28 protein-coding genes are annotated in these 26,521 nt (G+C 28.2%); 10 read left to right on the top strand and 18 right to left on the bottom strand.

Going from position 1 to position 26,521, the window contains the following annotated elements; all coding sequences use genetic code 11:
• The 4 genes from nagB to L988_RS08590 all read right to left on the bottom strand — a co-directional run bounded on the left by nagB (position 1) and on the right by L988_RS08590 (position 3,360).
• Positions 1–831, bottom strand: a complete 831-nt coding sequence (gene nagB, locus L988_RS08605) for a glucosamine-6-phosphate deaminase (protein WP_047383440.1) — start codon at positions 829–831, stop codon at positions 1–3.
• Positions 832–948: 117 nt separating this feature from the next.
• A complete protein-coding gene (locus L988_RS08600) occupies positions 949–1,806 on the bottom strand; it encodes a MurR/RpiR family transcriptional regulator (RefSeq protein ID WP_047383438.1) in 858 nt (285 codons plus the stop codon).
• Complete coding sequence (locus L988_RS08595; protein ID WP_047383436.1) at positions 1,806–2,726, bottom strand: TIGR01212 family radical SAM protein; 921 nt, start codon at positions 2,724–2,726, stop codon at positions 1,806–1,808. Before L988_RS08595 ends, L988_RS08600 begins: the two co-directional genes overlap by 1 nt.
• Positions 2,719–3,360 (bottom strand): epoxyqueuosine reductase QueH, encoded by a 642-nt coding sequence (locus tag L988_RS08590; RefSeq protein WP_047383435.1) that lies wholly within the window; start codon positions 3,358–3,360, stop codon positions 2,719–2,721. Before L988_RS08590 ends, L988_RS08595 begins: the two co-directional genes overlap by 8 nt.
• A 103-nt stretch (positions 3,361–3,463) precedes the next feature.
• Between L988_RS08590 and L988_RS08585 the strand changes: the two genes are divergently transcribed.
• Positions 3,464–4,018 carry a DJ-1 family glyoxalase III gene (locus tag L988_RS08585; RefSeq protein ID WP_047383434.1) on the top strand — a complete coding sequence of 185 codons (555 nt, stop codon included), beginning with the start codon at positions 3,464–3,466 and terminating at the stop codon, positions 4,016–4,018.
• Positions 4,019–4,083: 65 nt separating this feature from the next.
• On the opposite strand, the gene L988_RS08580 is transcribed toward L988_RS08585, so the two are convergent.
• The 5 genes from L988_RS08580 to L988_RS08560 form a co-directional block, all read right to left on the bottom strand.
• The gene (locus L988_RS08580; RefSeq protein WP_047383432.1) at positions 4,084–5,292 is read right to left on the bottom strand and encodes a radical SAM protein; all 1,209 of its coding nucleotides are present in this window, start codon (positions 5,290–5,292) and stop codon (positions 4,084–4,086) included.
• Between the two features lie 30 nt (positions 5,293–5,322).
• Positions 5,323–6,912: an NAD(P)/FAD-dependent oxidoreductase gene (locus L988_RS08575; protein ID WP_047383430.1), complete on the bottom strand. Its 1,590-nt coding sequence runs from the start codon at positions 6,910–6,912 to the stop codon at positions 5,323–5,325.
• Between the two features lie 73 nt (positions 6,913–6,985).
• A complete protein-coding gene (locus L988_RS08570) occupies positions 6,986–7,258 on the bottom strand; it encodes an HU family DNA-binding protein (protein WP_047383428.1) in 273 nt (90 codons plus the stop codon).
• A gap of 213 nt (positions 7,259–7,471) precedes the next feature.
• Complete coding sequence (locus L988_RS08565; protein ID WP_047383426.1) at positions 7,472–8,053, bottom strand: HD family hydrolase; 582 nt, start codon at positions 8,051–8,053, stop codon at positions 7,472–7,474.
• A 33-nt stretch (positions 8,054–8,086) separates the two neighbouring features.
• The gene (locus L988_RS08560; protein WP_081982712.1) at positions 8,087–9,301 is read right to left on the bottom strand and encodes a DEAD/DEAH box helicase; all 1,215 of its coding nucleotides are present in this window, start codon (positions 9,299–9,301) and stop codon (positions 8,087–8,089) included.
• Between the two features lie 169 nt (positions 9,302–9,470).
• On the opposite strand from L988_RS08560, the gene L988_RS08555 reads away from it, so the two are divergent.
• Positions 9,471–10,424 (top strand): carbohydrate kinase family protein, encoded by a 954-nt coding sequence (locus L988_RS08555; protein WP_047383424.1) that lies wholly within the window; start codon positions 9,471–9,473, stop codon positions 10,422–10,424.
• Positions 10,425–10,517: 93 nt separating this feature from the next.
• Here the strand turns inward: L988_RS08555 and L988_RS08550 are convergent, their stop codons facing one another.
• The gene (locus L988_RS08550) at positions 10,518–10,715 is read right to left on the bottom strand and encodes a hypothetical protein (RefSeq protein ID WP_047383421.1); all 198 of its coding nucleotides are present in this window, start codon (positions 10,713–10,715) and stop codon (positions 10,518–10,520) included.
• A 348-nt stretch (positions 10,716–11,063) separates the two neighbouring features.
• Positions 11,064–12,440 carry an MATE family efflux transporter gene (locus L988_RS08545; protein WP_047383419.1) on the bottom strand — a complete coding sequence of 459 codons (1,377 nt, stop codon included), beginning with the start codon at positions 12,438–12,440 and terminating at the stop codon, positions 11,064–11,066.
• A gap of 91 nt (positions 12,441–12,531) precedes the next feature.
• Here L988_RS08545 and L988_RS08540 point away from each other — a divergent pair, with 91 nt between their 5' ends.
• The 3 genes from L988_RS08540 to L988_RS08530 all read left to right on the top strand — a co-directional run bounded on the left by L988_RS08540 (position 12,532) and on the right by L988_RS08530 (position 15,614).
• Positions 12,532–14,481, top strand: coding sequence for a molybdopterin-dependent oxidoreductase (locus L988_RS08540; protein ID WP_047383417.1), 1,950 nt, complete (start codon positions 12,532–12,534; stop codon positions 14,479–14,481).
• Positions 14,482–14,566: 85 nt separating this feature from the next.
• Positions 14,567–15,274, top strand: coding sequence for a glycerophosphodiester phosphodiesterase (locus L988_RS08535; RefSeq protein ID WP_047383415.1), 708 nt, complete (start codon positions 14,567–14,569; stop codon positions 15,272–15,274).
• A gap of 79 nt (positions 15,275–15,353) precedes the next feature.
• Positions 15,354–15,614, top strand: a complete 261-nt coding sequence (locus L988_RS08530) for a metalloregulator ArsR/SmtB family transcription factor (protein ID WP_047383413.1) — start codon at positions 15,354–15,356, stop codon at positions 15,612–15,614.
• A gap of 17 nt (positions 15,615–15,631) precedes the next feature.
• On the opposite strand, the gene L988_RS08525 is transcribed toward L988_RS08530, so the two are convergent.
• Positions 15,632–16,249 (bottom strand): Crp/Fnr family transcriptional regulator, encoded by a 618-nt coding sequence (locus L988_RS08525; protein ID WP_047383412.1) that lies wholly within the window; start codon positions 16,247–16,249, stop codon positions 15,632–15,634.
• A gap of 95 nt (positions 16,250–16,344) precedes the next feature.
• Between L988_RS08525 and L988_RS08520 the strand changes: the two genes are divergently transcribed.
• On the top strand, positions 16,345–17,676 hold the full coding sequence (locus L988_RS08520; RefSeq protein ID WP_052191772.1) for an MATE family efflux transporter: 1,332 nt from the start codon (positions 16,345–16,347) through the stop codon (positions 17,674–17,676).
• Positions 17,677–17,764: 88 nt separating this feature from the next.
• Here L988_RS08520 and L988_RS08515 read toward each other — a convergent pair whose 3' ends face one another.
• On the bottom strand, positions 17,765–18,067 hold the full coding sequence (locus L988_RS08515) for a hypothetical protein (protein WP_047383410.1): 303 nt from the start codon (positions 18,065–18,067) through the stop codon (positions 17,765–17,767).
• Positions 18,068–18,274: 207 nt separating this feature from the next.
• Between L988_RS08515 and L988_RS08510 the strand changes: the two genes are divergently transcribed.
• A complete protein-coding gene (locus L988_RS08510) occupies positions 18,275–18,652 on the top strand; it encodes a YkvA family protein (protein WP_047383408.1) in 378 nt (125 codons plus the stop codon).
• 11 nt (positions 18,653–18,663) lie between these two features.
• Here L988_RS08510 and L988_RS08505 read toward each other — a convergent pair whose 3' ends face one another.
• The 3 genes from L988_RS08505 to L988_RS08495 form a co-directional block, all read right to left on the bottom strand.
• Entirely contained in the window at positions 18,664–18,891 is a 228-nt protein-coding gene (locus tag L988_RS08505; RefSeq protein WP_047383406.1) for a hypothetical protein, read from the bottom strand.
• A 78-nt stretch (positions 18,892–18,969) separates the two neighbouring features.
• The gene (gene ndk, locus L988_RS08500) at positions 18,970–19,374 is read right to left on the bottom strand and encodes a nucleoside-diphosphate kinase (protein WP_047383405.1); all 405 of its coding nucleotides are present in this window, start codon (positions 19,372–19,374) and stop codon (positions 18,970–18,972) included.
• A gap of 72 nt (positions 19,375–19,446) precedes the next feature.
• A complete protein-coding gene (locus L988_RS08495; RefSeq protein WP_047383403.1) occupies positions 19,447–21,483 on the bottom strand; it encodes a TonB-dependent receptor in 2,037 nt (678 codons plus the stop codon).
• A 195-nt stretch (positions 21,484–21,678) separates the two neighbouring features.
• On the opposite strand from L988_RS08495, the gene L988_RS08490 reads away from it, so the two are divergent.
• Positions 21,679–22,860, top strand: a complete 1,182-nt coding sequence (locus tag L988_RS08490) for a MalY/PatB family protein (protein WP_047383401.1) — start codon at positions 21,679–21,681, stop codon at positions 22,858–22,860.
• A gap of 238 nt (positions 22,861–23,098) precedes the next feature.
• On the opposite strand, the gene L988_RS08485 is transcribed toward L988_RS08490, so the two are convergent.
• Both L988_RS08485 and L988_RS08480 read right to left on the bottom strand, forming a co-directional pair.
• On the bottom strand, positions 23,099–23,443 hold the full coding sequence (locus L988_RS08485; protein WP_047383399.1) for a hypothetical protein: 345 nt from the start codon (positions 23,441–23,443) through the stop codon (positions 23,099–23,101).
• A 31-nt stretch (positions 23,444–23,474) separates the two neighbouring features.
• Positions 23,475–24,335, bottom strand: a complete 861-nt coding sequence (locus tag L988_RS08480) for an alpha/beta hydrolase (protein WP_047383397.1) — start codon at positions 24,333–24,335, stop codon at positions 23,475–23,477.
• Between the two features lie 229 nt (positions 24,336–24,564).
• Between L988_RS08480 and L988_RS08475 the strand changes: the two genes are divergently transcribed.
• Both L988_RS08475 and L988_RS08470 read left to right on the top strand, forming a co-directional pair.
• Positions 24,565–25,299, top strand: coding sequence for a MipA/OmpV family protein (locus L988_RS08475; protein ID WP_047383395.1), 735 nt, complete (start codon positions 24,565–24,567; stop codon positions 25,297–25,299).
• A 122-nt stretch (positions 25,300–25,421) separates the two neighbouring features.
• Positions 25,422–26,420: a hypothetical protein gene (locus L988_RS08470; protein WP_156110645.1), complete on the top strand. Its 999-nt coding sequence runs from the start codon at positions 25,422–25,424 to the stop codon at positions 26,418–26,420.
• The last annotated feature ends 101 nt before the right edge of the window (positions 26,421–26,521 follow it).

The raw sequence follows: 26,521 nt of genomic DNA, 5'->3' as shown, positions 1-26,521 counted from the left end.
TTACTTTCCACAGCTTTTATATAATTCTTCAATTAATAAATCTGTATCTAAGTTAGCTTTTTCAATATCTTTAAAGTATCTATAAGTTCCAACTTTTAACTCTGTACAAGCAGCTTCGTCAGAAACAATAATTCCTTTTGGATGTAACTGAAGAGCACTAATAGTCCACATATGATTTACACCTTGTTCAACTGCATGATGTAAAGCTCTTGCTTTTCCATGTCCATTTACCATTATTAAAACTTCTTTTGCATCAAGAATTGTTCCAACTCCTACTGTCAATGAAAGTTTTGGTACTCTATCTACATCTCCTCCAAAGAATCTAGCGTTAGCTATAATCGTATCCATAGTTAACTCTTTATCTCTAGTTCTTGAGCTTAAAGATGATCCAGGCTCATTGAAAGCAATATGTCCATCAGGTCCGATTCCTCCTAAGAATAAATCGATTCCTCCAACTGATTTTATTTTTGCTTCATAATCTTCACACTCTTGTTTGTAATCAGTTGCTAAACCATTAAGTATATTTATATTTTCTTGTTTTATATCTATATGTTTAAAGAAATTCTCATACATATAGTAATGGTAACTTTGATCATTAGCTGGAGATAATCCAACATACTCATCCATATTAAATGTAATAATGTTTTCAAAAGATATTATTCCATCCTTACAGAATTGAATTAATCTTCTATACATTTCTAGAGGTGTTCCTCCAGTAGGTAATCCTAATACGAATGGTTTTTCAGCTGTTGGCTTTGCAGCTAATATTTTTTTTGCAACATATACAGCTGCCCAATCCCCAATATTTTTTTCTGTTATAATTACTCTCATTAAAATCACTCCCTTGATTTAATTATATATTCTATAATAAAGTTACCATTTATTTTCTTAAAAGTCAATCTTTTTCGAAACTTTTTTTCTTTAGAGTTTCATTTTAATGAATTATATTTACATTTTGAATTTTTTTACACTCTCAACAGCATCACCAATTAACCTATTTGCTGTATCTCTATCCATTTGAATCAATTTTATATAAAGAATATCAATAACAGTAAGTTGAGCCATTCTAGAAGAAAGTGAAGTAGATCTTAAGTTACTTTTTTCTACAATTGTACTAAGAGAAATGTCTCCGATATCTTTTATTGGATTTGTAGCAAATTTAGTTAATGTGATTACCTTAACTCCTCTATCTTTGAATTCTAAAATACTTTGATAAATATCTAATGTTTGCCCACTATATGATATAACAAATACAACATCTCCCTCTCCTGCTGTTGATGCATTTGTCAGTTGAATATGTTGATCAGTTTCAAATATAACATTTTTTCCTAACTCCCAAAGCTTGTATTGGAAATCTCTCGCAATAATTCCTGAGAATCCAGCTCCTAGAATAAATATTCTATTAGCTTTCTCAATAGCTTCAGCAGCCTTTTCAATCTCTTCAAAATTCAAAATTTTATATGTATCTTCAACACTTTTAATATTTTCATAAACTACTTTCTTAGCTAGGACCTCTGTGTTGTCTTCAAACTGAATTTCATCATAAATTATATTTATCTCTTTTTCGTTGTTTCTCATAGCTAAATCACCAGCTAAAGCTATTTTAAATTCAGGAAATCCTTTAAATCCTAGTTTCTTAGCAAATCTAACAACTGAAGCCTGACTTACATCACATTTTATTGCTAAATCATAAGTATTCAAAACTTTTATTGCATCTGTATTTTCTAATAAAAAATTTGATATTCTTTTCTCATTTTTTGTAAAACTTTCTTGAAACTCTTTTAATTTTATAAGTGTACCACCCATTATTCATCCTCCATTTTTATATTTTCTCTTTTTTTAAGTTCTTTTTCTATTTCATTTAAAACTTTACGTTTATTTAAGCTCCACTGAGGTTCTATAACCTCTTCCTTTTTTCCATCGCCAGTTATTCTATGTACAACCATATTTTCTGGAAGTGATTCTAAAATTGTTACAACCATCTCTACATACTCTTCCAAAGAAAAAACTTTAAATTTAATCTCATTATAAAGCTTTTCTAATCTTGTTCCTTTTATAATATGAAGAGAATGAATCTTTATTCCCCAAGCACCAGAATCAACAATACACTTGGCAGTTTTTAGAATATTCTCTCTCTCCTCGTTAGGTAGACCAATAATCATATGTGTTACAAACTTTATGTTTTTTTCTTTTAATCTTTTTGCGGTATCTAAATAAACAGGTAAATCATAACCTCTATTTATAAGTTTAGCTACTTTATCATCCACAGTTTGTAATCCTAATTCTAACCAAAAGAAATATTTTTGATTAATTTCATCTAAAAGTTGTAAAATATCATCATCAATACAATCAGGTCTAGTTCCTATAGCTAATCCTAAAACTTTAGGATGGTTCAATGCCTCATAGTACATCTCTCTTAAATGTTTTACATCACCATATGTATTTGTAAAATTTTGAAAATAAGCAATTACTTTCTTATCCTTTATTTTATCTTGAAGAAATTCTAATTGTTCATCTATTTGCTCTGTTATAGTTTTTTTTCTACTTCCTGCAAAATCACCACTTCCAGCATCACTACAAAATACACATCCTCCATAAGCAACTTTACCATCTCTATTAGGACAAGTGAATCCACCGTCTAAAGAAACTTTAAAAATTTTCTCTTTGAATGTTTCTTTGAAATAATCATTGAGTGAATAGAACCTTCTATTATTATACTTAACCATCTATCTTTTCCTTTTCTCTCTCTTTTTCAATTCTTTCCAATTTAGAATAGATACATCCACAATAATCTTGTCTATATAGTTCGTGTTCTTTAGAAAGTGTAACACTTCTTAAGTATCTACTTTTTTTCTTAAAATCGCCTTTTAAAAATTTAACACCATACTCTTTTTCAAGTTCAATCCCTATCTCATTGATCCATTGAGAATTTTTCATAGGACTGATACTTAATACAGTTGTAAAATATTCGTATCCCAGCTCTTTTGCTTTTTTAGCTGTAGCTTCCATTCTTAATCTATAGCACTTATGGCATCTAGCACCTCCCTCCTTTTCTTTTTCAAAGCCTTTTATTTTTTCTATAAAATCTTTTCCAGGACTATACTCTCCTTCTATAATAGTCATTCCAAATTCCATAACATCATTAAAAGTATATTGCTCTTCTAATCTTGTTATATATTCCTCTTTTTCAGTAATATTAGGATTATAAAAATATATATCAATATCTACATATGTTTTTAAATACTCAAGTATTGCACAGCTACACGGTGCACAACAAGAATGTATCAATAATTTTTTCCCACTATTAATACCAATCTTATCAAGTTCTTTTTGCATCTCTAATTCATAGTTTGTTTTCATATAATCATTCCTTTTTTCATTTATATATTGATTATATCATATAATCTAGTGTTTTTTTAAGGTTTCTGTTATAATTAAATTAAATATTTTTCGGAGGTGTTTTATGAATAAAAAAATTTTTGTTATGTTAGCTAATGGATTTGAACTTATTGAAGCGATGGCACCAATAGACATTTTAAGAAGAGCTGGATTAAATGTTGTAACTGTATCTACTTTAGAAAACTCTTTAGAAGTTGAATCAGCTCAAAAAGTTAAAGTTTTAGCTGATACTAATATTGAAAATATAAATTCAGGAGAGGGAGTTATGGTTGTTATTCCTGGTGGATTCCCTGGATTTGTTAATCTTAGAACAGATGAAAAAGTTGTTGAAATTGTAAAAGAATATTTAAATGATAATAGATACGTAGGTGCTATATGTGGAGGACCTACAATTTTAGGTATAAACGACTTAGTTGGAGATTATAAATTCACTTGTCACACTTCTGTAAAAGATGATATGAACAGTTCTAATTATATGGAGGGGGATGCTATTATTGACAGAAATTTAATCACATCTCCAGGAGCTGGAAAATCTCTTGAATTTGGATTTGCTTTAGCTAGTATTTTTGTAGATGAAGAAGCAATATTAAAAGTAAAAAAAGGTATGGAGTTAGCATAATAAAATATATTTAAATAAAAATAAAATGAAGAGATCATATTAGACCTCTTCATTTTTTAATTTTTTTACTCTTCGTCCTCTTCATCTTCTTCGTCAAAGAAACCGTCATACATTTCATCTTCCTCTTCAATTAGAAGAAAATCTATTTCATCAATGCAGTTTTCTAATTTTAAATTTTCAGGTAACTCATCTTCATTTAAGAATTTGAAATCTTCATCCTCTAACGTTGCTAAGAATAAGTGAGGTAAGAATCTATCAAACTCACTCATATAAGTAGTAGCACCAAAAGGTTGCCCTTGTTTTGAATTTTTATTTAACTCTCTAGAGTATTTTGTATGATTTGAACAATCGTGAACAACAACTGGCCAGTTTTCTTCAACAGCCGCTTTCATCAATTTAAATGTAATCTCTCTAGACCAAAGTGGAGATATATATCCTCTTCTAGCCATATACATTCTCTCTCCAACATAGTTATTTATATTGTCCTCTCCAAAATGAAGTTCAGCACAATTTATAAAATCTATACCTGTATTTAAAATAGCTTCTTTTTTCTTTAGAAACTCACTATAAAACTCTGGAGTCATTGGAGTTTCTATTCCTACCATTGGAATATATTCTTTTGCAATAGCCATGTTTTCAATAACTTTGTCACTACACTTAACAGCACCTAAATTAAATCTTAACTCATTTAATCCAGCTTCTCCTAATTTTTGTAGGTTTTCTCTTGTGCAAAGAGATCCGTTTGTATACATATGTTGATATACTCCAGCATCACTAAGTTTTTTAATAATTCCATAGTATTTTTCAATTTCTAAGAATGGTTCTAAATAAACATATGCAATTCCACTTGGTTTTTTCTGTATTGATAATAATAGGTCTATATCCTCTTCATAGTAAAGAGTTTCTCCAATTTCCCACATTCCATCAGGGATAGGCTCTTGATTATCGATATTATCATGGTAGTAACAAAACTTACAAAGTAAATTACATTCATGAGTTTTTCTTATTCCACCTAGACCGTCACCAAATAAGCAAGAAACACAACCTTTTGGAAACTTTTGCTGATCTCCTACAAAGAATGTTCTTCCTTTTAAATCTTTTAAATCTCCAATTTCAGATTTCATATCAGCATGTTTTTTATTTACTGCTAACTCAATCTGTCTCATAGTTGACTCTATAATCGGATTAAATCTTTTATATACCTCTGTTTTATCTCCTGAAAGAGATGATAAATGGCTAAACCATTCTAACGCATCTTTTTTTGAAATTCTCATTATTTCTCTCCTATTCTTTAACTACTCTAATTATTCTTTTGTTGCAAATGCTAAATCTATAATCTTAAACCCATCAATGGCGGCACTGATTATTCCACCTGCATACCCAGCTCCCTCTCCTATTGGATAAAGTCCTTTTGTATTGATTGATTCTCCAAGTTCATTTCTAGTTATTTTTACTGGTGCAGAAGTTCTTGTTTCTGGACCAATTAAGTTTGCATGCTCACTTATAAAGTTTCTTTGAGTTTTTTCCCAATATCCCATAGCCATTTTCATATTATCAGCTATAACTTTAGGGAATAGGTTATTCAAATCGTAACTCTTAAGTTCCATCTCATAACTCGATTCTATTTTTCTATTTGTTTTCTTTCCTTTTAAGAAATCCAATGTATTTTGATAAAGAGCTCCATAGTTTCCAACCTCGTCGTATGTTGCTTTTTCTAATTTATCTTGATATTCCATTCCTGAGAATAGCTCATCTCCGAATTCGTTTGCTTTTACTCCTACAACTAAAGCCGAATTAGAGAATCTGCCATCTCTTGTAGAGTAACTCATTCCATTTACTAAACTTCCACCCTCTTGCGATGCAGCATTAACTATCACTCCACCTGGACACATACAGAATGAGAATACTCCTCTCTCCTCTTCTCTATTGTTATAAGTTAAGCTATACGTTGCGGCTTCTAAGTTTGGATGAGATGCCATCTTCCCATATTGCATAGCATCTATATCAACTCTTGGATGTTCAATTCTAGCCCCTATAGCAAATGGTTTATTTTCCATAAATACACCTTTAGAATGTAACATTCTATATGTATCTCTTGAAGAGTGTCCAATTCCTAAAACAATATGATCAAACAGTTCAATCTCTTCAGTTACAATTGAAGACTTTAAGTTTTGAAGTTTTAATCCTTTTACTACTCCATCTAAAATAATAATATCTTTTATTAGAGTACTGAAGTGAAACTCTCCACCCATTTTTATAATTTTCTCTCTCAGATTTTTTACTACTACTTTTAAAATATCTGTTCCTACATGTGGTTTATAATCCCAAAGAATTTGTTCTTGAGCTCCATTCTCTACTAACTCTAAGAAAACTTTATTCATGTATCCACTTTTAACTCTAGTGTTTAGCTTTCCATCCGAGTAAGTTCCGGCTCCTCCCTCTCCAAATTGTATATTCGAGTTTGGATTTAGCATACTGAACTTTACAAATTCATCGATAGTCTTATCTCTATCATCAACTTTTTCTCCACGTTCATATATAATCGGTTTAATTCCAAGTTCACATAGTCTTAAAGCTGCAAATAGACCAGCTGGTCCTGCTCCAATAACAGCAACTCTTTCTATTCCTGACTTTGCAGTTAAAACATCTTCTAAAATCTCTTTAGCTAGATTAACATTTGTTAAAGTAGCTACATCTACATCACTTTTTAGTGTTACCTCTATATTGTAAACAAATTTTATATCCGTTTTTTTCCTACTATCTATTGATCTCTTTGAGTATTCTATTCTCTCTATATTTTCTGCTTTAATACCTCTTTTGATGATCTCTTTTTTCAGTTCAAGGTTTTGATCTCTCTCAATAGAAACATTAATATTGTTTATAACAACTTTCACTTTACACCTCTTTTTCAATAAAAAAGCTTCGAATGTTATTCTCCAAAAGAATTGTATTCGAAGCATTCCATAATTATCCTATTTTTTCCTCTAAAGTTTTACCAACTCTAAATTTAACAACTTTTTTCTCTTTTAATTTCATTTTCTTACCTGTTTGTGGGTTTCTTACGTGTCTGGCTGCTCTAGTAACTACTTCAAATTTTCCCCATCCGATAAATGATACTGGTTCACCTTCAACTAGCTTTTGTTCAACTAAATCTAAAAATAACTTAACTGCTTTCTCTGCATCTTTTTTAGTGTATTCACCTGTTTTTGCAAATAATTCGATAAACTCTTTTTTAGTCATTGTTACCCTCCTTGAACTATTATAAAATATAGTATACAAGAAACCAAAAACTTGAAAACCCTTGATTTATGGTATCTTTAAACCGATTATACTCACTAAACCCTTAAATGTCAATAGTTTATAGTGATTTTTTTAGTTTTTTTGCTTTTTTCTACTAAATAATACCATAAAGGTAGATAAAAATCAATTAAAGATAACCTTTTTAAAAAAATTTTATTTGATTATTCCTCTCTCCTTATATGATAAAAGTTGAGGTAACATATATTTTTCATACAGTTCTGGAGTATATATTTTTATAACTTCAGCTCTTTTTAAAACCATCTCTAACGGAGCATTAAATTTTTTCCAAGTATGACCATCTGAAGTTAAATTTTGCATAAACCCTTGATATCTATCACACACATTTGCAAATTTAGCTTCATTGCTCTCACAATCTTCAAATTCTATCCATAAATTTAAGAAATACTCTTTTTGATCTTCTGGTAGGAGAGAGAAAATTTTTACAGCGGCTTTCAGTTCCTCTTCTCTCTTATCTGCTCTTTGAGCACCAAAAGCGGGAGTATCTCCTGCGTAAATTTCAACTAAGTCATGTATAAGTATCATTTTTAATGATTTCTCTAAATCTACCTCTTCTATAAAATACTCTTTTATAGTTAATGCTACTAGGGCCATATGCCAGCTGTGCTCTGCATCGTTTTCCTCTCTTTTTCCTTCAACAACTAAAGATTGTCTGAAAACATCCTTTATTTTGTCAATTTCAAATAAAAATTCCATCTGCTTTTGTATTCTTTCCATTTAAACACACAACCCCTTTTTTTAGTTTCGTTTTTATCTTCTATAACGCTTTTTTTGCTCTTCTATATTTTTTGTTCTTGCGTTTATTTTCTTATTGTATTTCTTTTTAGGAAGTTCTAGTGTTGACATGACCCCTGTAACATATTCAATCTCTTTTTCTGGAATAGCTATTCCCATATGCTTTTGAATATCAACTAACATCTCTGTATTTCTATCAGTTACAAAAAGATATGAGTCCCCTTTCTCTCCGGCTCTTCCTGTTCTACCAATTCTATGGATGTAGCTCTCTACGTCCTCTGTTATATCATAATTAAAGATATGAGTTACACCTGTTATATCGACACCTCTAGCGGCAACATCAGTAGCTACTAAAAATTGAAACTCTACATCTTTAAAGGCTTTCATTATTTTTTCTCTTTTAGCTTGTGGAATATCACTATGAAGCTTCTGACAAGAGTATCCTCTTGCCGAAAGTTCCTCTTCTAAACTATCCACTCTAACTTTTGTTCTACAGAAAATAATTCCCATAAATGGATTTGTTTCATTAAGAAGAGAGCAAAGAGTATCTAACTTTCTTCTATCACTTGTTTTAATTAGATGTTGATTTATATTTGCTAATTTATTTTCTTTGCTTTCTATAACTATATTTACCGGCTCTTTTGTTATTCTGTACGCCATTTTCTTAACTGTTGAATCAATTGTTGCTGAGAAACATAAAGTTTGTCTTTTTCTATTACAAACTTCTATAATTTTATCAATTTCATTTCTGAATCCCATAAGTAGCATTTGATCTACTTCATCTAAAATAAGAGTTTTTATCTTAGAAAGATTTATTGCCTTTCTTTCTATCAAATCTACTAATCTTCCAGGTGTACCTATAACGATATCAACTCCTGCATTCAGATTTTCAATTTGTCCTGCAATCTCTCTCCCTCCATAAGTAAGAAGTATTTTCTTATTTTCAAAATTTATTTTTTCTAACTCATCAGCAATTTGAATAGCTAACTCTCTTGTAGGAACTACTATTAATGCTCCTGGTTCTTTTCCAGATTTATTTAACTTTTGTATTAATGGAATTCCAAAGGCAAATGTCTTTCCACTTCCTGTTGAAGCTTGCCCTATTACATCTTTATCATTTAAAATTACTGGAATAGCCTCTATTTGAATCTCTGTTGGTTCTTTTATACCTTTTTTAGCTAAAAGATCAACTATATTTTTATTAACTTTTAATTCATTAAAATTACTCACATATTCTCCTTTAATCACATATATTCTTCAATTGTTTATTATAGCATTAATCTCTAAAAAAAGAAATAAATAAACATAAGTTTAATTCTATAATTTTAATCTTTGACTTTTGTAAAAAATCTGTTAAAATATATTTATTTATTTTTTTTATATTTAGGAGGAATTTGTAATGCAAGATTGTCTAAGCGGACAAAAATATATACTAGTTTTTGGAGCTTCTGTTGTTGATATGTTTGGTTTTTGCAACTCATCATACAAAGCCTGTGATTCTATTCCAGGAAAGATAAAAATATCTTTTGGAGGAGTTTCTAGAAATATAGCTGAGAATATGGCCAGAGTTGGAATTAAAACTAAATTTATATCAATTGTAGGAGACGATGAGATTGGTCGTTCTATGTTAACACACTCTTTAAAAATTGGATATGATATGACTAATTCTCTAATTTTAGAGGGAAAAAGTACACCTACATATATGGCGATACTAGATCAAACTGGAGAAATGGTTTCAGCTGTTGCTGATTTAGATAGTATTAGTGCTATGACAACAGACTTCATAGATTCTAAGGGACCTATGATTGAAAATGCTGCTTTCACATTCTTAGATGCGGATGATCCTAGCAACTTAGAATATCTTTTAACTAAATTCAATGGAAAAACTAATTTCATTCTAGATCCTATCTCTTCTACAAAAGCTGAGAAAGTAAAACATCTAATTAAATATTTCCATACTATAAAACCTAATAGAGTTGAAGCAGAGGTTTTATCAGGAATAAAAATAAATACTAGAGAAGATTTAGAGAAGGTTGGAAAATACTTCCTTTCTCTAGGAATTAAAAATGTATTTATTAGTTTAGATGCAGATGGAATCTATTATACAAATGGAACAGAAAGTGGAACTTTAAAAGCTACTGATGTTACAGTTAAAAATGTAACTGGAGCAGGAGATTCTTTCGTTGCTGGATTAGGATTTGGGTACATGAATGACTTATCTATAAAAGATACAGTTAAGTTTGCTATGGCTATGTCAATTGTTACAATAGCTCACGAAGAGACTATTCACCCGAAAATGGGGCATGAATTAATCGCAGAGATTATAGAAAAAACAAATTGGATAGAAAATTAAAAAAATGGACTTTAAAGTCCATTTTTTTTCTAATTTTTTTTGAATATAAAAAGCTGGCTTAGCCAGCTTTTAAATCTATCTTTTACTTAATTATTATTCCTCTTCTAAAATAAGCTCATTAAATCTTTTTTTGTCATTCACCACTCTATTTTTACTTTTTTCTTTAAAATCCTTTTTCATTTTCAGAACCTTTTTTTTATCCTCTTTAGTTCCTCCTCTTCCAAATTCTTTTGGAATGTAATCCATTTCATCATCTTCGAATTGATCAAAGTTCATTCTTCCGTTAGCCATTTTAATCTCCTTTTAATTTTTGAGAAAGTATTTAACTTTCTATTAAGATATTTATTATATTTTCCTCATTTTGTCAATAGATTTTTAATTAAATTATTTTTAACACTTTAAATATACTGATTTTTAAATATTTTTCCTTTTTTGAGTAGATATATTATTTTTAATATATCTATATCATATAATTATTATATTTGTTAAATTTATTAATTTCATATATACTAAACTCAGTACATTATTTCCTTATGATGTATAGTAAAGTGTGTGTGTGGTGAAAAATGGGTTCTTTGAAAAAAGGACCCATTTTTCTTTTTATAGAAAATGAGTCCTTTTTACTTTATATTTATTTTATTATTCGTATACCCTCATTTTAAATAATGAAGATTGAGATCCGTTATATTTACTTAAATTCTTAGTTACCATTATTAAAGTTACAATTCCAGCAATCAAATCACAAATAGGTTGTGCTAACCATATTCCTGTTAATCCGTACATTTTAGAGAAAATCATAATTAAAGGAATTAATAGTATAACTTGTCTTAATAAACTTAAGAACATCGCTGCCTTCCCTTCTCCTATAGCTAAGAAATAGTTACTTCCAGCCATACCTACAGCAATTGCAGGCATCGCCATTAAATATATTCTCATACCGTGAATCGAAATTGCCATAATATCAGGATTTTTATTAAATAATCCAATTATAGCTGCTGGGAAAACTTCAACTAAAAATAATGCGATAGCAAAGATTATTATTCCAGACCATGTCGCAATTTTATAAGCTTCTTCCATTCTCTTGTATTGCTTAGCACCAAAATTATAACCAATAATAGGTTGAGCACCTTGAGAAATTCCATAAACTGGCATGAAGCAAAGTAGCGCGACAGCATTTACGGTTGCCATAGCACCTATTGCTAAATCTCCACCATGTAACTTCAAAGCGTTATTATTTACAACTTGAACCATACTTGTTGCTAGTTGCATTGTAAAAGGTGAAATTCCGATTGCCAAAATTAATTTTACAATATCTTTATCTAAAGCTAAATTAACTTTTTTAATTTTTAAATTTGATTTTTTACTCATATAGTATGCAAATGATAAAACTGCTGTCATAACTTGTGATAACACAGTCGCTATTGCAGCTCCTTTTATTCCTAGTCCAAATGTAAATATAAAAATTGGGTCTAGCACTATATTAACAAAACAGCTTATTACCATTATAGCTGAACAGATTTTAGGATTCCCATCAGCTCTTATTGTACTATTTAAAGCATATCCCATTATATTAAAAACAGTTCCATAAAGTATAATTGTTATATATTCTCTTGCGTACTTCAGTGTATTTTCACTTGCTCCGAAAGCTTTTAATATAGGATCTTTATATATACTTCCTAAAATTGTTATTACTAATCCTAAAATTATAGATAGTGTGATAATATTTCCCATTATTTTTTCAGCGCTATCTCTTCTCTTTTCTCCTAATTTAATTGAGATGTTAGCTGTAGCTCCTATTCCTATTAACATTGAAAAGGCTAAAGCTATTGTAACTATTGGCATAGTTATCCCTACTCCTGTTATGGCCAAAGCTCCAACATCTTTCATATTCCCTATAAATATTCTATCCACAACATTGTATAAGGCACTTACTAGCATACTAATTATGGCAGGAATAGAATACTTTACAAGTAATCTCTTGATATCTCCATTATGTAGTGTTAATTCTTGTTTCACATTGTCCTCCTTAATTTTTTCTCATCCTTTCATCATAACATTTTTTTTAAAAATATGATATAATTTATTTAAATTTTTTAGGAGGTTTTTGATGAAAATTTTTAGAAATAGCTGTTCTTTAGATTGTTTTGATGTTTGTAAAATTGATGTCTATAAAAAAGATGGAAGAGTTGTAAAACTAGAAGGAAGTAGAGACAATTCGTTAACTGATGGATTTTTATGTTCAAAAGGTTTAAAACATTTAAATCGTTTGTATGATGAAAATCGTATTTTAAAACCTCTATTAAAAGTAGGAGAGGGATTTAAAGAAATCAGCTTTGAAGATGCAATAGAAATTGTAAATTCAAAGTTAATAAAAATAAAAAAAGATGGACTTACAAATTCAATCATTCACTATAGCGAGTCAGGAGCTGGTGGATTATTAAAAGGTATTCACGATATATTTTTTAATTTTTTAGGTGGAATATCTACAGCAACAGGTGGAACTTGCTGGTCTGCTGGATGTGCTGCTCATGATTATGATTTTGGTGGAAGACAAACTAGTGATTTAGATGATATGAAAAATGCTAATGTAATTATTCTTTGGTCTAGAAATCCTGCAGTGACTTCTGTTCATCTTTATAAAAAACTTGTTGAAATGAAAAAGTTAGGAATTAAAATAGTAACTATTGATTTTAGAAAAAATGAAACATCAACAATAAGTGATCTTCATATAAATTTGAGAGCTGGAGGTGACGGAGCTTTAGCTTTAGCTCTAAGTGGATTAGCTTTAGAAAAAAATACTGTAGATAGAAATTTTATAGATGAAAATATCTATGGATTTGAAAAATTCTCAAAATATCTTTCAACATTAAATATGAATGAATTGATTGAGGAGTGTGGTGTATCAAGCGAAAAAATTAATGAGTTATTTAAATTAATATCTATTGGAAATGTAATGACCTTTATAGGTTATGGTATGCAAAGATATATTAACGGTGGAAATAATGTTAGAGCTATCGATGCTTTAATGTCTATGACAGGAAATATTGGAAAAAGTGGAGCTGGTGTTTTTTATTCTAGTAAAATATATCCTCAAATTTTAAATAGAGATCCATACCTTAGTTCGAATTACGCGATTAATTCTAGAGAGTTCGCAATCACAAATTTTGCTAATTTCGTAAAAGAAAATACTATTGAAGCTATTTTTATAAGTAAGGCTAATCCTTTGAATCAACTTCCTGATTTAAATAAAACTTTAGATGCATATAAATCTATTCCATTTAAAGTTTGTTTTGATATGTTTTTAACTGATACTGCTAAGAACAGTGATTTAATAATTCCAGTAACAAATACTTTAGAAAGTGAGGATATTATATACTCTTCTATGCTTATGCCTTCACTTATGTATAATGAAAAAGTTGTAGATCCTGAAACTAAAGAGATGGATGAATATTTCTTTTTCCAAAGTTTAGCTAAAAAAATGAATTTAAAATCTTATCCTATTGTTTCAAAAGAGGAATATCTAAATAAAGTACTCGCTCCTTTAAACATAACTTTAGATGATCTTAAAAAGAGGGACATTAATATTCAAAAGGGGCATGTAGCTTGGGAAGATAAAAAATTTAATACCCCTTCTGGAAAAATTGAAATATATAGTGAAACCGCATTAAAGGATGGAGCTGAACCTATGCCTATACTTATGAAAGCTTCTAAAAATTCTAGTGAATATCCCATCAGACTAATTACACCACATGCTAAAAATTCTCTATTTAATCAACATGTTGGTGATATTGAAGATATATCTCAGATATTTATATCTCATGAAAATTCTGAAAAATTAGAGGAGGGGGATATTGTTCTTGTTTCATCTAAAAATGGAAGTATAAAATCAAAAATCAAAATTGATTTCGATTTAAAAAAAGATGAGGCTTATATCTTTATGCAATGGAGTAAAGCTCAAGGTAATCCTAATTTTTTAACAAATAGTTTAGCTTCAGACATTGGAGGTCAGGTAGCATATTACGATACTTTTATAAATATAAAAAAAATCTCTGTTTAAATCCTGTAAATGAATTTGACTTTTAAGTTCAAAAAAAATATAATGATTTTGAAATTTATTAAGTAAGTTAATCTCGGGAGGATTTATGGAAATTTTAGCACATAGAGGAGCTTCAGGAACAGCTCCAGAAAATACAATTGCAGCATTCAAAAAAGCTATGGTTGATGGTTGTGATGGTTTTGAATTTGATGTACAACAGACCAAAGATGGTAAAATGGTTATTTTTCATGACTGGACTTTAGAAAGAACATCGAATGGTAATGGATATGTTAGAGAACACACTTTAGAAGAGTTGAAAAAATTAGATGCTGGAAGTTGGTTTAGTGAAGAGTTTAAAGGAGAAAAGATCCCTACTTTAGAGGAAACTTTAGATCTAATTCCAGATCACATGTTAATCAATATCGAGTTAAAAGAAGAGTATTCAAGAGAAAGAGGTTCTGAAAAAGTTTTAGTAGATATAATCCAACAATATCCAACTAAAAATATTATAGTATCATCTTTTAGTCACAATCTTTTAAAAAATCTAAAAAATCTAGATTCGTCTATCAAAATTGGAATTTTAGTTGAAAGTACTCTTATTAATTTAGATAAATATATTGAAAATTTAGGATTTGAATTAACTGCATATCACCCTGCTAAAAGTTTTATCCTTGAAGAAGATGTGAAGTATCTAAAGAGTAAAAATATCGATATAAACGTTTGGACTGTCAATTCATCTAAAGATGCAGAAATACTAAAAAAAATGGGCGTTACAAGAATAATTACAAACTATCCAAAAGAGATAAGAGAATAATTCATTGACTTTTTCTCTCCTGTACGATACCATAGTATTATTAGATACAATCATCATAAGTATTTGAAGGAGAAATATAATGGAAAAAGAAGTGAAAATCCTAAAAGCTTTAGCTCACCCGCTAAGATTAGAAATAATCAAATTACTTTCAAATGAAGAAAGTCTTTGCGTTTGTAAAATACAAGATTTTTTTAATGCTACACAATCTAATTTATCTCAACATTTAAAAATTTTAAAAGAAGCTGATATCTTAGCTTCTAAAAAAAATGGCGGATGGGTTTATTATAATCTTAAAAATAAAAAAGTTATTGATGTGATAAACATTTTAAAGGATAGTTAAATCTATCCTTTTTTTGTTTATAAAATTTGAATGTTTTTTCCATTTTTTAAAATTTTTTGTTCTTCTACAAGTTTTTTCAAAACTTTTCTTAAATGCCTATCAGAAATTTTTAAATACTCTGCCATATCTATATACTTTATTTTTTCTATTTTATTATGATTTGATAATTCTTTTAAATAATCTAAAATTCTTTCTTCTAAAGGTTGTTGATGATAACTTAATACTCTGCTCATCGTTGTAGTTAATTTATCAGTTATTGTTTTTAAAAGAAGCTCATAAAGCTCATCGTTTTGACTAATCATTTTTTTGAAATCAGTTCTTAATATTCCAATCATAATGCAAGGTGTTAATGCCTCTACATTTACATTTATATCTTTATTTTGAATATATTCAACTTCACCTAAAATTTGCATAGGTTTAGTAAACTCAATAAGAATCTCTTTATTTCCGTAAAATGCTGAATAGACTTTAACTTTTCCTTCTACAAAAAAATATATAGTTTGTGATTCTTCTTCTACAGAAAATATCATCTCGCCTTTTTGAAATCTTTTTATATATAATTTATTTAAAAATTCATTTTTTATACAATTTTCTAAATTATATTTTTTTAAATAGTATTTTATTTCATTCTTCATTTTAACCTCTTTTTTTAATTAGCGGATATATATCCGGTTTTTTTAGATGAAACTATGATATCTTATTTAGAGACTAAATACAAGGAGAATTTGACATGTTAGAAAAATTAGAAAAAGAAAAAATTAGTAAACTTATTATTCAATACTCCCTTCCAGCACTAGTTGCAATGGGAGTTAATATTTTTTATAATTTAGCCGATAGATTTTTTATAGGTTATTATATTGGAAGAATGGGAATTGCGGGCGTTAGTTTAACAATGCCAATCTCTACATTTAATTTAGCCACAGGACTTTTATTTGGAATTGGATCCGGTGTTCTTATGAGTATTAATCTAGGAAAAGGAGATTTAAAGCGTGGAGAAAATATTCTTGGGAATGGATTCACCTTACTATTTTTAATAGGAATACTTCAAACTATTTTACTATTTTTATTTACAGATAAAGTTATTTTAGCTTTAGGTGGAAGTGGAGAACTTTTTAATTATACAATGAGCTATTTAAAACCACTTTCAGTTGGAATATTTTTACAGGTTATGTATGTTGGAACCAATGAAATGATAATTGGCAGTGGAGCACCTAAAAAAGCTATGTTAATTGGACTTATAGGATGTTTGACAAATATCATTTTAGATCCTATCTTTATAAATATTTTAAATTTAGGAATGAAAGGAGCTGCTTTAGCTACAGTTATTGGAAATTTCATAGCTGTTATTTCTCAACTGATATACTTGAGTAAATACAGTGAACATTTGAAATTAAAACCTTACAATCTACTATTGAAGTGGCAGAGAGTTAAAGAACTTACGATTATTGGTACACCAGCATTTTTAGTCCAGTTTTTTACTGCACTTGTTGTTGTTCTTACAAATATTATTTTAAAAAAACTTGGAGGTGATTTATATATTGCTACTTTTGGAATTTTAAGTAGTTTATATCTTATAGTATTTTTGCCTATTGTTGCAATTTATCAAGGAACACAACCTATTTTAGGATATAACTATGGACGTGAAAATTTAAATAGAGTTCAAAAGATTTGTAAAAAATCTTTGTTATATAGCACAATTGTTGCCACTCTTGGATTTTTAGTAACTGTTTTAGCAAGTGATTTTCTTATGAATATTTTTGCAAAAACTGATTATCAATTAAAATTAACTGCAATAAATAGTTCTAAAATTTATTTTTCTATGATTTTTCTTTTAGGAATAAATGTTATTGGAGCAGGATATTTTCAAGCTATTGGAAAATTTAAAACAAGTTTAATATTAAATGTTTCTAAACAATGTTTTTTAACAATTCCTTTGATTTTTATTTTGTCATGGAAATTTGGAATAAAGGGTTTATGGTTAGCTTCCGCAATTACAGAGTGTTTAATGGCTTTAATTACTTTATTATATTTAAAAAAAGAAAATATTAGAATACTCGTTTAGAATTTTATTGTTTATTTTATATATTATTTAATTATAGGACTATCTATAATCTCGGAAAATAAAAGACCTGTTAACAGGTCTTTTTTTATTATAAATCTATTTCTCCTACATTTAGTTTTTCAACAAATGAATATGTAGAATTTATTTGTTTTAATACAAATATTTTTTCTTTTATGATTTGTCCACCAAAATCATTATATGTTTGATATTTTATTTTTTGAGCAAATAAGCCCTCTTCTAGCTGAACAACTCTGTCAGCCTCTAATACCTTTACCGCCGGAGTATTGAAATAACTTCCTAGTGCAAAGGCCACTCCTGTTTTGTATGATGTCTTGGGTGCTGAATAACTTAATGTGGAAAGTGCTAACAAAAATAAAACCGCTTTTTTCATAGTGTGTACCTCCCTATGGTATTATTATTCATGATATAAATTATACTCTATAATTACATCTTTTAAAAATATAATTTTTATATACATATAATCTAATTATAGTTGTTAATGTATATTTTGAAATCACACCAACACATAAAAAAACAACTTGAATAATTTTAAAAAAAGAATTATACTATAATACAGTAATTTTTAAGTGGAGTGTCTATGGATAAAATAATTTTAAAATTTTTTAAAAGCTTTAGTGGAAAAAAATTAACTTCTAAGGATTTGAAATTGGCTGTAAAAAAAGCCATGAATTTAGGTGCTACTGCTGAGGATCTACTTCTTATTATAAATTTAATAAAAGATACAAAAAATAAAAAATACAAACTAGATAAAAAATGTTTCTTTATTTTAACTACAGCTATAGTATATGTTATTGCACCTATTGATGCTGTATCAGATTTAATCCCTGTCGCTGGATGGGTAGATGATGCAACTCTTATTGGATATGTAGCTCGAAGCTATGCTGATGTTTTAAGAGATTATAAAGAGTTTACTAGAGTTAATATATCAAACGATAAAAAAGAACACACTGAATAGTGTGCTCTTTTTTATTTATCATCTTTCGATTTGAATTTTTCTTCAATTTTAAAAATTAACATCTTAACATCTAATAGTTCTGCTGCTATAAGTTTATCAAAATTATCTTTATAAACTTTTTCTAATTTTTTAAATCTTTCCCAGAAATCTTCAAGTTCTTCTTTTTTTACCTCTTCAACTTTTTTTAAATTTTCCGTAGCTTCTTTTTTTAACTCTTCTAATTTTTTTTTATTTTCCATAAAATACACCTCTCTTTTTTCAGCATATATTTATTTATACAGTATTTTTAATAAACTCCTTTTTTTATAAAAAATTTATTAAATATTTTTAAAAAAGTTTTTAATCTCTCTTTCGCTACTTTCTAAACTATCAGAAGTATGAACAATATTTTTTAATACATCTAACGAAAAATCTCCCCTTATAGTTCCTGGAACCGCATCTATAGGTGAAGTGCTTCCTGCCATAGCTCTAACTATTTTTATACACTCTTTACCCTCTATCACCATTAAAACTAGTGGACCAGATGTTATAAATTCAACTAAATTATCATAAAATTCTTTTCCTCTATGATCTTCATAATGTTTTTTAGCTTTTTCTAACGAAATCGTTTCCATCTTTAGAGCTTTTATTTCCAATCCTTTTCTTTCAACTCTTTGAATAATCTCCCCTATCAACTTTCTTTCAACTGCATCCGGTTTTATTATTAGCAATGTTTTTTCCATAGTGCCCCCTATTTAGTATTTACATCCTATATATTTGATACTATTTCTTAACTTAATTTCCTTTATTTGATTTTAGAAAATATAATTTATTCCAACAAAATAATTTCTTTCATCCGCTGCTCGATATAAAATATCTCCATCTATATCTAAACTATCTGCATACATCTCATTGAATACATTGTTAATTCCAGCATATAGTCTCATCGCATCGTTAACCTTATAATTTACAATTAGATTTGTGACCATATAATCATTCACTTTACCCCCGGTATTCTTACTGTCCACATATATCGCATCTTTATAAACTGTTGACAAAATTGTATTTACTTTTGGATTGAAATCATATTTTGCACTCAAGTGAAAACTATTCTTAGATACTCCAGGAACATTTTTCCCTTTATAGTTCCCTTTTGTAATTTCAGCATCAATATATGAATATCCTTCTGATAATGTGAACTTTCCTAAATATTGTTCAAATGATAACTCTATTCCTTTTCTTCGAGTTTCATCTAAGTTATATGATACCCAATTTGCAGAATTTCCTTCTCTATAAATTTCATCAGTAGTCTCACTATAAAAAGCTGCTAGACTAATATATGAAAACATGAAATAATCTCTCATTCCTATTTCAAAGGAATCATAAGTCTCATCCTTTACTCCAGAAAGACCATATTCAAATCCATTTGCTATTTGTGAATTATTTGGATTATTAAAAATACTTGTTGGACTTGGTGTATTAAACCCTCTCTCCCATCTTATATAACTATTCCCTGTATCAGAGTATAAATAATTAAGTGCAAGTTCATACGCCATATTATCCATTGTATCTGTACTTTCTGGTGTACTTCTTATAGGATTTAATCTATTTCTTGTTTCATACTTATTTTCTGTTTGATTATATCTAACTCCTTGAATCAATTCAATTTTATTTAACTTATAACTGTTTAAAGCATAAATCGAATAACTTTCGCTTGCTCTTTTATCTAAAGCATTTTGATTTCTACTTCCAACTCCCTCAATATCTCTAGATGATTTCAAATAGCTATAGTCAAATCCCATAACCAAACTACTATTCTCTCCATATCTCCATTGGAGTTTTGGCTTTATATCTACTTGCTCTTCTTTTATTTCATTATCTAAAAATTGAACTGATTTGTTACCATTGTCAGAAGAAAATCTATCATTTTTTCTTTGATAAGTTCCTTGAAGACTAAATCTGAAAGAATCAGACAGCTCTTGATTATAAATAGCTGTAACCATATCTCTATTTATTTCCGTATTTTGATTTACAGAAGCCGAACTTCCAATTTGTTGCCTATCTTCATCATATTCTTCTTTTGTTAACATTCCACCTGGATCCTGACTCTTATCTTTTGATTTTTCAAATTTCAGAGTAACATCTGATTTATTAGATATTTTATATTTTGCTAAAATATCCGCACTTACAAGCTCTTGATTTTTTTCATCTAAGTATGAATCGCCCTCTTCATAAGCTATGTTTGTCTGAAGTAATAAATTTTCTGTCAATAATGCTCCTGCAGAAGTCGATATTCTTTCTCGTCCATGAGAACCGATTTCAAAATTAACTCTATTTGTAGGTTTCATTCCACTTCCAGATTTTGTAATTATATTTATAACTCCACCGGCTGTTCCTGTTCCATAAAGTACAGCTCCTCCACCTGGAATTACTTCGATTGTCTCAACGGTATTCAAATCTATAGAATCTAAAGGAATTCTTGTATGAGTTTTATTTAAAGGAACAATCGAAACACCATCTACAAGTATTTTTACATTACTTCTAGCTTTATCTGAACCTTGACCTCTTAAATCTACAGTACTTCCAAAGGTTCCTTTTGTTATAGTTACGCTTGGAATTTTTTCTAAAACTTCTTCAACGCTTGTGTATCCCTTTTCTTGAATCTCTTGACTGCTTATTACCGTTACATTTGATGGTATTTCTCTTATATTTGTTTCAAACCCTGTTGTGGTTATAACCGACTCCTCTAATTTTACAAGTCCTTTTTCTTGATCACTCTCATTAAAAAATATATCCTCTGCATATCCTGTTGTTGCTAGTAAAAAAGCTAATAATCCTATTCTTTTTTTCATTTCCCCTCCAATTCATTATACAAATTATTTGATAATCAAAACATTAGTGTTAGTATATATTTTTTATTCACTTGTGTCAAGTATTAAAAAATATAAAAAAATTCAGTTAAGGACCTTGACTTTTTTTATTTATGAAGTATAAATGTATCAAGTGAATTTTAGTTAGGTTACTTAACTATATGATGAGGAGGTTTTATGAATAATTTTAATATTTTAAAAGAAAGAAAAAATACAAATTCAATCAAATGGGATTTTATTAATTTTATGTATCCTGATTTAAATCATGAAGTTTTACCTTTGTGGGTTGCTGATATGGATTTTGAATGTTGTAATTCAATTGTCAACTCTTTAAAAGAAAGAGTTAACAGTAATATCTATGGTTATAGTTCTTTTGATGACGAATATTATGACATTATTACGAACTGGGTAAATAAACAATATGGGTATTCTGTTAATAAAAGTGAAATTTTCTATAGCCCTGGAATCGTTCCTGCATTGGGAATACTTATAAGAGCTTTAACTAAAGAAAAGGATGGAATTATTATTCAATCTCCTGTTTACTATCCATTTAAAAATATGATTAAAAATAACAATAGAAGAGTTGTTGAGAATAACTTAGTAAACAATAATGGATATTATGAAATTGATTTTGAAGATTTAGAAGAGAAAGCTAAAAATCCCAATAATAAAATGCTTATCTTGTGTAGTCCTCACAATCCTGTTGGTAGAGTTTGGAATCAAAAAGAATTAGAACAGATAGCTATCATATGTTCTAAATACAATGTTTATATAGTTTCAGATGAGATTCATTGTGATTTATTAAGAGAGGGAATAACTTTTAATTCAATGGGAAAATTAAAAGATACTATAAAAAATTTACTTGTAATCTGTACTGCTCCAAGTAAATCATTCAATTTAGCAGGACTTAATCTATCAAATATATTTATTTTTAATGACAATATAAAAGAGCTTTGGAAAGATGAGATAACTAATAAAATGGCTGTTTCTAATCCATCACCATTTGCAATTTCAGCAACAAAAGCAGCATATACAAGTGGAGGACAATGGTTAAAAGATGTAAATAAGTATATCGATAGCAATTTAATATATTTAAAAGAATTCTTAGATAAAAAATTGCCCGCTGTAAAATATGTAATTCCAGAAGGAACTTATTTAGCATGGTTAGATTTTAATAATTATAATTTAACTGATGAACAATTAACAAGTTTATTATTAAATGAAGCAAAGGTTGCTTTTGATGAAGGAAAATTATTTGGAATGACTGGGGAGAAATTCCAAAGAATAAATGTTGCTTGTCCTAGATTAATTTTAGAAGAAGCTCTTGAAAGAGTTTATAATACTTTAAGAAGTAAATAAATAAAAAGTGAATTAGAAATACTAAATATTTAAAATAATTTAAAACTGACTTTCAAAGGAAATGGTAGAAAATGAAAATCTTTCATGATGAAGATAACAACGGTAAAACCATTGGAAGGATGTCTTATCGAAATGTTCTTTTGTTAAATTTCTTTTTAATAAATATCCAGAGAAATATAAAGATATTATTAAAGCATAATTTATAAAAACTGGAGATATCAAAACCTCCAGTTTTTCACTATTTTATTATATCGTATTTTAAAACCTTCAGCACTCTATCCCCATCTTTTGCCAACCCATTAGTTGCTTTACCTTTATCAATTCCTTTAATTTTAACTTTAACCTCTGAATAAGCGGTCTCACCTTTGATTAACAATTCGTTCATATGCCTATTTAACTTATCACTTTCTCCGTCATAGATCCAATATTCTTGTCCTGTTTTATCATCAGTAAATATTTCAACTTCATGACCATAAGTATACATTCCCGTATATTCTTTTACTTTAGAACTGGTACATCCTGCAAATATTAAAAGTGTACTTAACAAAATTATCAACTTTTGATTTTTTTCATTTTCTAACATAAATCTTCCCTTTCTTTTTTATAAATCTATTTTATTTTTCTTTACTAAACCACTTTATTTGTTCAGTTATAGATGATAAAAATACCTCATTTTCATAGACATCATAATGACCACAATCATATTCTAATAATTTTTTATTACATTTTAATGTTTTATATATAAAATCCATCTCCTGAGGTAGATTCACAATATCATTATTGGCTTTTAAAAGTAATACCGGAACATTTATTTTATCTAAATATGAATCTATCGACAACTCATTGATATCACTAATAGTTGCTAAGGATAATTTTGTGCTCAAAAGCATTGAAAACTCCTCTTTATATCTATCTAAAAATGTTTTGCTTTGAGAATCAGATAACAATTTCTTTAGAGGAAGTAATAACCTCTTATTCTCTGAAATCTCCTTATATCTAATATTTTCAAGCTGGTTCAAGTACTTCTCCTTTCCTTCAAGATCTAATAAAGATGTATTATTTCTTAGTCCATCTGAAAATGTAATTTGTGCATATACTCCTGAAATTTCAGGTAGTGTAGCCGCTAATTTCAATACATATAACCCACCTAAAGAAGTTCCCCATAAATACAGTTGCTTATCTTTAAAATCCTCATTTTTTCTCAAATATAAAATAACATTTGAAATATCTCTCATCTGATTTGTAGGGATTATCTGTGTTTCTCCTTCACTTTCTCCAAACCCATTATAGTCAAAGGTAATAACATCAAATCCCTCTAAAGAAAATTTTTCAGCATATTTTGGAAAAAACAAATTTTGAACTCCTGCAAATCCATGGCACATTAGAATAATTCCATTTTTTTTATTTTGAGAATTTGCTTCATAATGAATTCCCTTTAAAATATTTTTATCAGAATAAATTTTAAACTCTCTCATTTTTCTATACATCTCCCTTCAGTTTTAAATATTATTTATATATAACACCTTTTAAATTTGCTGTCAATTGAAAATATCAATTCATAAATATGGTTATTTTTTTTTATTTGATACACTTTTTTTAATTTTCGTGTACCTTTTCATTAAATTTTGTGTATGTTTTTATTAAATTTTCAATTTTTCCTTTAGAATTAAAATTAAAATAAATTAAAGTAACGGGAGATTATTTATGAAAAAATTATTATTTTTTAATCTATTTTTACCTTCAATACTCTTAGCTAGCAACAATTTCTCATTAAGTTTATCTAGTGGTGTGAACAATTCAGTCTATAAAACAAAAAAACAGCAAAACTCTTATGTTTTGCCTACCTTAGATATTCAATACAACGGATTTTTTATTGAAAGTAGTGAAATTGGATATACTTTTTGGGGCGATGAAACACTATCTCTTTCAATAAGCAGTGAATTTTTTGCAGGTTATCCAATCAAAGGCAAGGATTTAAAAGTTGGCTATCAAAATATTGAAAAAAGAAAATCACAAATTATGAGTGGGCTATCTTTAGACTATAAATTTTTAGAAGACAACTATCTTTCACTCTCTACAAATTTTGGAAAGAAGGGAAATAAAACTAGCTTAAATATATTAAGAAGTATAACTCTACCCCATAACTTTCTTTTCGTTCCATCAATCTATGGAAATATATATTCTAGAGATTTTTCAAACTACTATTTTGGAATAACAGCTGATGAAGCTAAAAAGAACAGCTTAATAACAGCCCCTTATTCTGTTAAGGAAACTTATGCAGTGGGAGTATCCATGGCTTTAGAAAAAAAATTAAATAAGTCATTCTCTATCTATACATTTGGGAGCTATGAAGTTTTGTCAAACACAATAAAAAAATCTCCTATTGTTAAAAAAGATTACTTCTGGACAGTGGGAGGTGGGTTAAAATACGCACTTTAATTTTATATTTTTTTTATATTTTTTTATTATTTTTTTCTTTTAAAAAAAATTCGTTTGCAAAAACAGAATCTCCATTTAAAGAGTTATCCACAATAACATCTGAGTTTATAGTAAATAAAGATTTGGATAGTTTAGAAAGCGAGGAGTTAAATAGATTTATTTTAGATAGTTTCTCATTGGGGAACGAACTATTTCTAACAAACTTCTTATCTACTCAACCAAAATTAATCGATTGGATGAAAAATAATAGAAAAATCTTAGGTGATAATCCTACAGTTAGATATCAATCTTTCTTTCTCTCTAAAAATTTTGAATATATTATATCCGGATCTTTAAAAAATTTAGAGTTTATAACATTTCAATTATATTCTTTAAATAATAATGAAAATATTCCAACTAATGTTATCTCTACTCAAGATTTTAAATATATTAAAGATAATAAATTTGAATTGATAGTTTCTCCTAAGTTATATTTACAAAAAAATATGTTGCAAACGTCTCCAAATGATTACATTTTAATAATAAGAGAATTTTATAAAAATGACTTGTTAAAAGATAATTCAATAAGCAATATAAAAATTAAAGAAATAAGTAATATTAAAAATAAAGAGAATTTAAGTTCAGAGATATCCCCTAAAAAAATTACTGATTTTATTCAGGGAATTATCGTTTCTACATTCAATCTTTATGAGCAACTTAAAGGTAGTTCAAACTCTGAAATAGAAAATAAATATAAGTTAGCTTTATTTCCCACTAAAGGCAATTATTATGAAGGTGAAGTTGTTGAACTAAATGACGATGAAATATATGAGATAACTGTTCACAATTTACCTCAAAATTTAAACTTTATTTGGACTTTTTATAATATATTTTCTCGAACACCTGATTATAAAAAATATAATGTCTATCTAAATAATTATAATGTTGAGTATCACTCTCAAAATAGTTTTAAATTCTATCTCTCTAAACATAAAGTTGATAATCTTAAAAATAATTTAGAAACAGGCGGATATTCAAGAGGAATACTAAGTTTACGAATAACTGAAGAAAACATACCTGACAATTTTGATTATAGTATAAAAAAAATAAAAATTGGAGAGGTGAAAAATATATGTCATTAGCAGGTATTGCTATACGTAGACCAGTTGCAACGGTAATGGTTATGGTTTCGATGGTATTCTTAGGGATTGTTTCAATGTTATCAATGAAATCTGAACTGCTT

Origin of the sequence: Cetobacterium sp. ZWU0022, from assembly GCF_000800875.1 — a bacterium.
In the GTDB taxonomy this organism is placed as follows: domain Bacteria; phylum Fusobacteriota; class Fusobacteriia; order Fusobacteriales; family Fusobacteriaceae; genus Cetobacterium_A.
The sequence above is the reverse complement of the archived record's forward strand: the minus strand, read 5'-3'. Positions and strand labels throughout refer to the sequence as shown.

Excerpts from the sequence above, each read along its gene's own strand:
- L988_RS08595 (WP_047383436.1), bottom strand. The coding sequence starts at position 2,726 with ATGGTTAAGTATAATAATAGAAGGTTCTATTCACTCAATGATTATTTC.
- L988_RS08600 (WP_047383438.1), bottom strand. The coding sequence starts at position 1,806 with ATGGGTGGTACACTTATAAAATTAAAAGAGTTTCAAGAAAGTTTTACA.
- L988_RS08555 (WP_047383424.1), top strand. The coding sequence starts at position 9,471 with ATGCAAGATTGTCTAAGCGGACAAAAATATATACTAGTTTTTGGAGCT.
- L988_RS08520 (WP_052191772.1), top strand. The coding sequence starts at position 16,345 with ATGTTAGAAAAATTAGAAAAAGAAAAAATTAGTAAACTTATTATTCAA.
- L988_RS08485 (WP_047383399.1), bottom strand. The coding sequence starts at position 23,443 with ATGTTAGAAAATGAAAAAAATCAAAAGTTGATAATTTTGTTAAGTACA.
- L988_RS08495 (WP_047383403.1), bottom strand. The coding sequence starts at position 21,483 with ATGAAAAAAAGAATAGGATTATTAGCTTTTTTACTAGCAACAACAGGA.
- L988_RS08475 (WP_047383395.1), top strand. The coding sequence starts at position 24,565 with ATGAAAAAATTATTATTTTTTAATCTATTTTTACCTTCAATACTCTTA.
- L988_RS08580 (WP_047383432.1), bottom strand. The coding sequence starts at position 5,292 with ATGAGAATTTCAAAAAAAGATGCGTTAGAATGGTTTAGCCATTTATCA.
- L988_RS08565 (WP_047383426.1), bottom strand. The coding sequence starts at position 8,053 with ATGGAAAGAATACAAAAGCAGATGGAATTTTTATTTGAAATTGACAAA.
- L988_RS08490 (WP_047383401.1), top strand. The coding sequence starts at position 21,679 with ATGAATAATTTTAATATTTTAAAAGAAAGAAAAAATACAAATTCAATC.
- L988_RS08515 (WP_047383410.1), bottom strand. The coding sequence starts at position 18,067 with ATGAAAAAAGCGGTTTTATTTTTGTTAGCACTTTCCACATTAAGTTAT.
- nagB (WP_047383440.1), bottom strand. The coding sequence starts at position 831 with ATGAGAGTAATTATAACAGAAAAAAATATTGGGGATTGGGCAGCTGTA.
- L988_RS08535 (WP_047383415.1), top strand. The coding sequence starts at position 14,567 with ATGGAAATTTTAGCACATAGAGGAGCTTCAGGAACAGCTCCAGAAAAT.
- L988_RS08590 (WP_047383435.1), bottom strand. The coding sequence starts at position 3,360 with ATGAAAACAAACTATGAATTAGAGATGCAAAAAGAACTTGATAAGATT.
- L988_RS08540 (WP_047383417.1), top strand. The coding sequence starts at position 12,532 with ATGAAAATTTTTAGAAATAGCTGTTCTTTAGATTGTTTTGATGTTTGT.
- L988_RS08530 (WP_047383413.1), top strand. The coding sequence starts at position 15,354 with ATGGAAAAAGAAGTGAAAATCCTAAAAGCTTTAGCTCACCCGCTAAGA.
- ndk (WP_047383405.1), bottom strand. The coding sequence starts at position 19,374 with ATGGAAAAAACATTGCTAATAATAAAACCGGATGCAGTTGAAAGAAAG.
- L988_RS08525 (WP_047383412.1), bottom strand. The coding sequence starts at position 16,249 with ATGAAGAATGAAATAAAATACTATTTAAAAAAATATAATTTAGAAAAT.
- L988_RS08505 (WP_047383406.1), bottom strand. The coding sequence starts at position 18,891 with ATGGAAAATAAAAAAAAATTAGAAGAGTTAAAAAAAGAAGCTACGGAA.
- L988_RS08550 (WP_047383421.1), bottom strand. The coding sequence starts at position 10,715 with ATGGCTAACGGAAGAATGAACTTTGATCAATTCGAAGATGATGAAATG.
- L988_RS08570 (WP_047383428.1), bottom strand. The coding sequence starts at position 7,258 with ATGACTAAAAAAGAGTTTATCGAATTATTTGCAAAAACAGGTGAATAC.
- L988_RS08510 (WP_047383408.1), top strand. The coding sequence starts at position 18,275 with ATGGATAAAATAATTTTAAAATTTTTTAAAAGCTTTAGTGGAAAAAAA.
- L988_RS08585 (WP_047383434.1), top strand. The coding sequence starts at position 3,464 with ATGAATAAAAAAATTTTTGTTATGTTAGCTAATGGATTTGAACTTATT.
- L988_RS08480 (WP_047383397.1), bottom strand. The coding sequence starts at position 24,335 with ATGAGAGAGTTTAAAATTTATTCTGATAAAAATATTTTAAAGGGAATT.